General features: G+C 39.4%; 5 protein-coding genes. 3 read left to right on the top strand and 2 right to left on the bottom strand.

The window, feature by feature from the left end; genetic code table 11:
• Nucleotides 1-187: 187 nt before the first annotated feature.
• Nucleotides 188-2,155: a (E)-4-hydroxy-3-methylbut-2-enyl-diphosphate synthase gene (gene ispG, locus HYU69_04045; GenBank protein ID MBI2269512.1), complete on the top strand. Its 1,968-nt coding sequence runs from the start codon at nucleotides 188-190 to the stop codon at nucleotides 2,153-2,155.
• A 356-nt stretch (nucleotides 2,156-2,511) separates the two neighbouring features.
• On the opposite strand, the gene HYU69_04040 is transcribed toward ispG, so the two are convergent.
• Nucleotides 2,512-3,135: a NifU family protein gene (locus HYU69_04040; GenBank protein MBI2269511.1), complete on the bottom strand. Its 624-nt coding sequence runs from the start codon at nucleotides 3,133-3,135 to the stop codon at nucleotides 2,512-2,514.
• A 64-nt stretch (nucleotides 3,136-3,199) separates the two neighbouring features.
• Here HYU69_04040 and nadB point away from each other — a divergent pair, with 64 nt between their 5' ends.
• The gene (gene nadB, locus HYU69_04035) at nucleotides 3,200-4,762 is read left to right on the top strand and encodes an L-aspartate oxidase (GenBank protein ID MBI2269510.1); all 1,563 of its coding nucleotides are present in this window, start codon (nucleotides 3,200-3,202) and stop codon (nucleotides 4,760-4,762) included.
• 7 nt (nucleotides 4,763-4,769) lie between these two features.
• Here the strand turns inward: nadB and trmB are convergent, their stop codons facing one another.
• Nucleotides 4,770-5,462 carry a tRNA (guanosine(46)-N7)-methyltransferase TrmB gene (gene trmB / locus HYU69_04030; protein MBI2269509.1) on the bottom strand — a complete coding sequence of 231 codons (693 nt, stop codon included), beginning with the start codon at nucleotides 5,460-5,462 and terminating at the stop codon, nucleotides 4,770-4,772.
• 116 nt (nucleotides 5,463-5,578) lie between these two features.
• Here trmB and HYU69_04025 point away from each other — a divergent pair, with 116 nt between their 5' ends.
• Nucleotides 5,579-6,667, top strand: a complete 1,089-nt coding sequence (locus HYU69_04025) for a glycosyltransferase (protein MBI2269508.1) — start codon at nucleotides 5,579-5,581, stop codon at nucleotides 6,665-6,667.
• Nucleotides 6,668-6,890: the final 223 nt, after the last annotated feature.

Here is a 6,890-nt window from a genome sequence, read left to right as displayed (position 1 = left end):
CAACTACAACAACAATATTATGAGCCCATAAGAATAGGAAGATCCTTTAAAAGAAGAAAAATGCGTAGCAAGCCTTTGGGGAAACATCAAACATTAACTAACTATAAAAGAGCAATATAATATAGAACTTAATGACATTGCGCTTAAAGCGATGGCATCCCTTAAATATTAGTAAATTTACCACTGAATACTTCAACCAGTGGATAATACCAAATACTGCAACAATTTAACCGAATACTCCAGGTTCAAAACCCGCGAAGTTTTAATTGGCGACGTGGCACTGGGAGCCAATAACCCTATTCGTGTTCAGTCAATGACCACAACTGATACCCTGGATACAAAAGCCACGGTTGCACAAAGTATCCGCATGATCGAAGCCGGTTGCGAGTATGTGCGTATAACAGCCCCTAGTTTAAAAGAAGCTCAAAATCTTGAGAATATAAAAAAAGAATTACGTGCCCGGGGCTATAAAACACCTCTCATTGCCGATATTCATTATACTCCAAACGCCGCTGAACTTGCTGCGCGTATTGTTGAGAAGGTCCGTGTTAATCCCGGCAACTATGCCGACAAAAAGAAGTTTGAAACTATTGAATATACGAATGCTACGTACCAGGCTGAACTTGATCGCATTTGTAAACGCTTTATCCCGCTTGTAAAGATTTGCAAAGAGTATGGTACCGCCATGCGTATTGGCACCAATCATGGCTCACTTAGCGACCGCATACTTAGCCGTTATGGAGATACGCCATTGGGCATGGTTGAATCAGCATTTGAATTTTTAAGAATATGCGAAGACCAGGGATATTACAATGTTGTGCTTTCAATGAAAGCCAGCAATACCCTTGTAATGATACAGGCTTACCGGCTATTGGTCAACAAAATGATTGAAACCGGACGAAACTATCCGCTCCATTTAGGTGTGACTGAAGCTGGTGATGGCGAAGATGGCCGCATTAAATCAGCCGTTGGAATTGGCACACTGCTTGAAGATGGCCTCGGTGATACAATACGCGTGTCGTTAACTGAAGATCCGGAATTTGAAATACCTGTGGCGAAGATGTTGGTTGATAGAATGAGTTTCAGGTTTCAGGTTTCAGGTTCAAAAGGCAACGACCAGAAATCTGGAACCTTCAACCTCAAACCTGAAACCTATAATCCATTTGAATACAAAAAAAGAAACAGTATTGAACTGAATAATATCGGCGGACACAATGTACCCCGCGTAATTGCTGATTACAGTAAACAAGGGAATAATATAACACCGGCTAACTTGTTTGCTGTTGGTTATAACTATTCTGTACCAAATGATAAATGGAATTTAACCGACCAGGCATGTGATTATATTTTTGCCGGCAATAACAAGATCGATTTTGAGATACCCGGCACACTCGGACTTATATATAATCATTCTACCTGGCTTAACCTGGATAATAAAACACGTTGTTATCCTTTGTTTAACTTCAGTGACTTTATTCAAACCAAAGAGCATGGTCTATTGAATTTTATTTTAATTGACATTGATATTGTGTTGAAAAATCCGGAAATCATTCAACAACTAAAGAATGAAAAAATTGTTTTCGTCCTTGAAACAAACAATGAACATGGCATGGCTGAACAACGCCGCGCATTTGTTGAATTAAATAACCTGAATTGCCCCCTGCCTGTAATTATTAAACGCAGTTATAATATAATCGGTGCGGACAAGTTTCAACTATTCTCTTCCACAGACATTGGGGGCTTATTAATTGATGGCTTTGGTGATGGGGTATGGATCAATACACCCGAGATTCCTTTACAACTAATCAACAGCACATGCTTTGGAATTTTGCAGGCTGCAAGAACACGTATTTCAAAAACAGAATACATATCCTGCCCCTCATGCGGACGCACATTATTTGACCTCCAGGAAACAACCGCGAAGATCCGCAAACGCACAGATCACCTGAAGGGAGTTAAAATTGGCATAATGGGCTGCATAGTGAATGGCCCGGGCGAAATGGCCGATGCTGATTATGGTTATGTAGGAACCGGAATAGGAAAGATTACACTCTATAAAGGCAAAGAAGTGGTCCAACGCAACATCGAATCCGAAAAAGCAGTTGACGCTTTAATTGATCTTATCAAAAAACACGGGGATTGGGTGGAGAAATAAAATTGTTCGGGGTTCAAAGTTCGAGGTTCAAGGTTCGGAGTTTATGGGTTATGCATTTCTCGAAAACCACAATCAAATATTACATTGAACTTTGAAACAGAACCTTGAACTTTTCAAACCGAAAACTACAATCAAATATTAACATTGAACTTTGAACACGGAACCTTGAACTTTTCAAACCGAAAACCACAATCAAATATTAACATTGAACTTTGAACACGGAACCTTGAACTTTTCAAACCGAAAACCACAATCAAATATTAACATTGAACTTTGAAACGGAACCTTGAACTTTTCAAACCGAAAACCACAATCAAATATTAACATTGAACTTTGAACATGGAACCTTGAACCTTTCAAACCGCTTCCGCCACTACTTCTTTCACATCGGGTACCATACGCTTCAATAAGCCTTCAATACCAGCCTTTAGTGTTAGTGTTGATGATGGGCAACCACTGCAGGAGCCTTTCATCTGAACAGTCACTATACCATTAGTAAAAGACTTGAACGTGATCAGTCCTCCATCCTGCTCTACTGCCGGACGAATATATTCTTCAAGTATCTCAACTATTTTTGTTTCTATTTCGGTAACCGGCGCTGTGTGTTCAGTATAAACACTTTTTGTTTCAACAAATGTATTGTCAGTAGCTACTTCCTTTTGGGGCAATTCATTTACCACAGCATTTCCTTCTTCCAAAAACAGTTTGATAAAATCCCTGGCATGTTGAATAACATCTTCCCATACAACAGTATCATTCTTAGTAATGGTAATATAATTCCCCGCAATGAATACCTGCTTTACAAATGAAAACATAAAAAGCTGCAAAGCCAGAGGTGATGTTTTAGCTTCCGCAGGGGTTTTGTATTCAACCGTTGCTCCTTCAGGCACCAACAGCCTGTTAGCAACAAATTTCATAGCTGAAGGATTGGGGGTGCTTTCAGCATATATTACAACCGGTTTTTTTACTGGTGATTCCATAGTGGTAATTATTGGGAACTATTAACTTTACACAGATTATTTTTACACTACAAAGGTAAGAAATTTGAAACGACACGTTGATTTCCTGATTTTGGGCTCGGGTATTGCCGGCCTGAGCTATGCGCTTAAAGTTGCGCCTCACGGCAAAGTGTGCATGGTAACCAAAGCCACTGAAGATGAATCCAATACCAAATATGCCCAGGGCGGTATTGCGGCGGTGATGCACAAACCCGATTCGTATGAAAAACATATTAAAGACACCATAATTTGCGGTGATGGTTTGTGTGATGAGGATGTAGTCCGAATGGTAATTGCCGAATCAACAGAAAGTATAAAAGAATTAATTTCATTAGGAGCCCGTTTTGACAAAACCTCAACAGGCGAATATGACCTGGCCAAAGAAGGCGGACACTCAGAACACCGGGTATTGCATCATAAGGACAATACAGGATTTGAAATAGAGCGCGCTTTACTCGAACAGGTGCACAAGCACCCTAATATAGAAATATTGCCGCATCACTTCGCCATTGATATCCTTACCCAACATCATCTTGGAATTGAAGTAACCCGCAGAACACCTGATATTACATGTTACGGAGCTTATGTATTGAATGAAAAGACGGGAAGAATAGAAACCATTATTGCAAAAACAACTTTAGTGGCAACAGGCGGTGCCGGAAATGTATACAGCGTTACTACTAATCCTGGAATTGCCACAGGCGATGGCATATCAATGGTATACCGCGCCAAGGGGACTATTGAAAATATGGAATTTTACCAATTTCACCCAACTGCACTTTATAACCCGGGGGAGAATCCTTCATTTCTCATCTCAGAAGCCGTTCGCGGTTTCGGTGGAATTTTAAGAACGCAGGATGGAAAAGAATTCATGCATAAATACGATAGCCGCCTATCACTCGCACCACGCGATATTGTGGCCCGCGCAATTGATAATGAAATGAAATTACGGGGGGAAGATTTTGTTTACCTGGATTGCACGCATCTCGATCAAAAAAAATTCACTGAACACTTTCCGAATATTTTCAACAAGTGCAAAACACTAGGGATTGATACGGGTAAAAAAATGATCCCTGTAGCACCCGCTGCACATTATATGTGCGGAGGCATTAAAGTGGATAAAAAAGGCCGTGCTTCATTGAAAAATCTGTATGCAGTTGGAGAGTGCTCCTCAACAGGATTGCATGGTGCTAACCGGTTAGCTTCTAATTCATTGCTTGAAGCAGTAGTGTATGCGAACCTGGCAAGTAAAGATGCTATTGATGCGGCAAAAGCAACATCATACTGCAACGGTATACCCGATTGGGATGCTGAGGGGACTGAAGCTCCCGAAGAAATGATCCTGATCACGCAAAGTTTACGTGAGGTACAGGCTATTATGACCTATTATGTAGGAATAGTGCGTTCCAACCTGCGTTTGCAAAGAGCCTTTGACCGTCTTGAAATACTTTATAAAGAGAATGAAGCCCTCTATAACAAAACAACCATATCACCAAAGCTTTGCGAACTAAGAAACCTGATCAACGTTGCATACCTGATAATAATCGGAGCGCAGGAAAGGAAAGAAAGCCGGGGACTTCATTATAATGTGGATTATCCCAAAAAATGAAAAAGTTTCAGGTTTCAGGTTTCAAGTTGGAATAGAACCGGAAACTTAGATAACAAATTTTAAACCCCTGCTTACTGAATAAATTTTCATAAAAAGTCTGAATAGAGGCCGCGTCAACTAATTCAGGAGAGCCGGAAGAATATAGATCGCTTGTAGAAACCAATAATTGATATTTATTTTCCCTGATCACCTCCAGTGTATATTCCCATAAAGATTTATTATCGGTTTTCAGGTGAATAATTCCTCCGGGCTTTAATACATTCTTATAACGATCCAGAAATTTAGGGGAGGTTAATCGCTTTCGTTCACGCGAAAGTTGGGGTTGCGGATCGGGAAAAGTGATCCATATCTCACTCACCTCATCCTGTTTAAAACATGATTCAATAAAATCAATGCGGGTGCGCAGAAACGCAGCATTATTTATTTTGTTCTCAAGCACTGTTTTCGCGCCTCTCCATATCCGGTTGCCCTTAATATCAACTCCTATAAAATTCCGGGCGGGATACTTTTGTGCCAAACCTACTGTATACTCTCCTTTGCCACAACCCAATTCTACCACAATAGGTTGATCATTTTTAAAGAAATCTGTACTCCACTTACCTTTAAGTCTGAATCCTTCCTTTATCTGCGGAAATCCAAATTCAAACACATGCGGAAAAGCAGCAACTTCAGCAAAACGCTGTAATTTTTTCTTACCCATATTAAATCAACAAATAGCGAATAAGAAACGAATATACGAATGTGTTCTATACCTCCCATTCGTAATTCGTACATTCGTAAAAATTCCTGCCTACCGAGAGCAGGCCTTATTCATTGATGTACTCAAAGAAAAGAATACTCATTGCCCCGCTTGACTGGGGTTTGGGACATGCCACACGCTGTATACCTATTATCAGGCAATTGCTTCTTAATAATGCTGAAGTTATACTTGCAGCAGATAAGCGTCCTCTTGCTCTTTTAAGAGATGAATTTCCGCAACTTGAATTTGTTGTATTGCCAGGCTACAACATTTACTATCCCCGAAAAGGAAACCTGACCGTCAGTATGCTTTGGCAAGCATCAAAAATATTTACGGCAATTTATCGTGAACACAAACAATTAAAAACGATCATTAAAGAAAAAAATATTGATGCTGTTATTTCCGATAACCGTTATGGTTTATGGAGTAAGACCGTCCCCTGTATTTTTATCACACACCAATTGAACATCAGAACTCCCTTTGCCGGTAAAATATTACACAAATTCAACAGCCGATTTATCAGGAAATATAACGAATGTTGGATACCCGATCTGGAAGGAACACCGAATTTGTCGGGAGACCTTTCACACAAACAAAAACTACCCGCCAACACTTATTTCATTGGCCCTCTCAGTAGGTTCACAAACGTTATTCCTGTAACAAAAAAAAAGTATGATGTTCTTGCCATACTTTCAGGCCCTGAACCGCAAAGAAGTGTATTTGAAAATATTATTCTTAATGAATTACAGGCCATCAAACTTAAATGCCTAATAGTTCAAGGTATACCAGAAATAAAAGAAATAAAAAAGATAAACGATAATATTGAAATAATATCACACCTGAATTCAGAGGAATTGAACAGAACGATTTGTGAGTCTGAACTTATAATAAGCAGGCCGGGGTACTCAACAATTATGGACCTGGCGGTACTTGGCAAAAAGGCAATTTTTATCCCCACTCCCGGGCAAACGGAACAGGAATATTTGGCTGAAAAATTTAAATCGGAAAGAATTGCGAATTCAATGTCTCAGCAAAAATTCAACTTGAAGGAATCAATAAATAAAACTGTTAATTACACCGGCTTTTCTGTATTAGAAATAGATCCATCCCATTTGACATCACGGATTGACTATATTACTGGTATTCGGAATGCAGAATTTCATTGACTTTTCTGTACAAAATTCCAAACCGAACGGGCTTGGACACATAATGCCGGCCTGTTTCATTCGCAATCTCGATCAGATATTTATACCAATTATAAATAAAATTCAGTCCAATATTTGCAGAATAGATTTTTTTTATTATTTTTGGACTAAACTATAAATATAACAATGTGTCATTCGCAAAAACAATACACATCAAAGAGAGTGTGAAGGAATTATCCCAGCT

Source organism: Bacteroidota bacterium (assembly GCA_016183775.1).
GTDB lineage: Bacteria > Bacteroidota > Bacteroidia > JABDFU01 > JABDFU01 > JABDFU01.
Note: the sequence above shows the minus strand (reverse complement) of the source record. Positions and strands in the feature narration are given on the sequence as shown.

Coding starts and splice junctions, on each gene's coding strand:
- HYU69_04040 (MBI2269511.1), bottom strand. CDS start 3,135: ATGGAATCACCAGTAAAAAAACCGGTTGTAATATATGCTGAAAGCACC.
- trmB (MBI2269509.1), bottom strand. CDS start 5,462: ATGGGTAAGAAAAAATTACAGCGTTTTGCTGAAGTTGCTGCTTTTCCG.
- HYU69_04025 (MBI2269508.1), top strand. CDS start 5,579: ATGTACTCAAAGAAAAGAATACTCATTGCCCCGCTTGACTGGGGTTTG.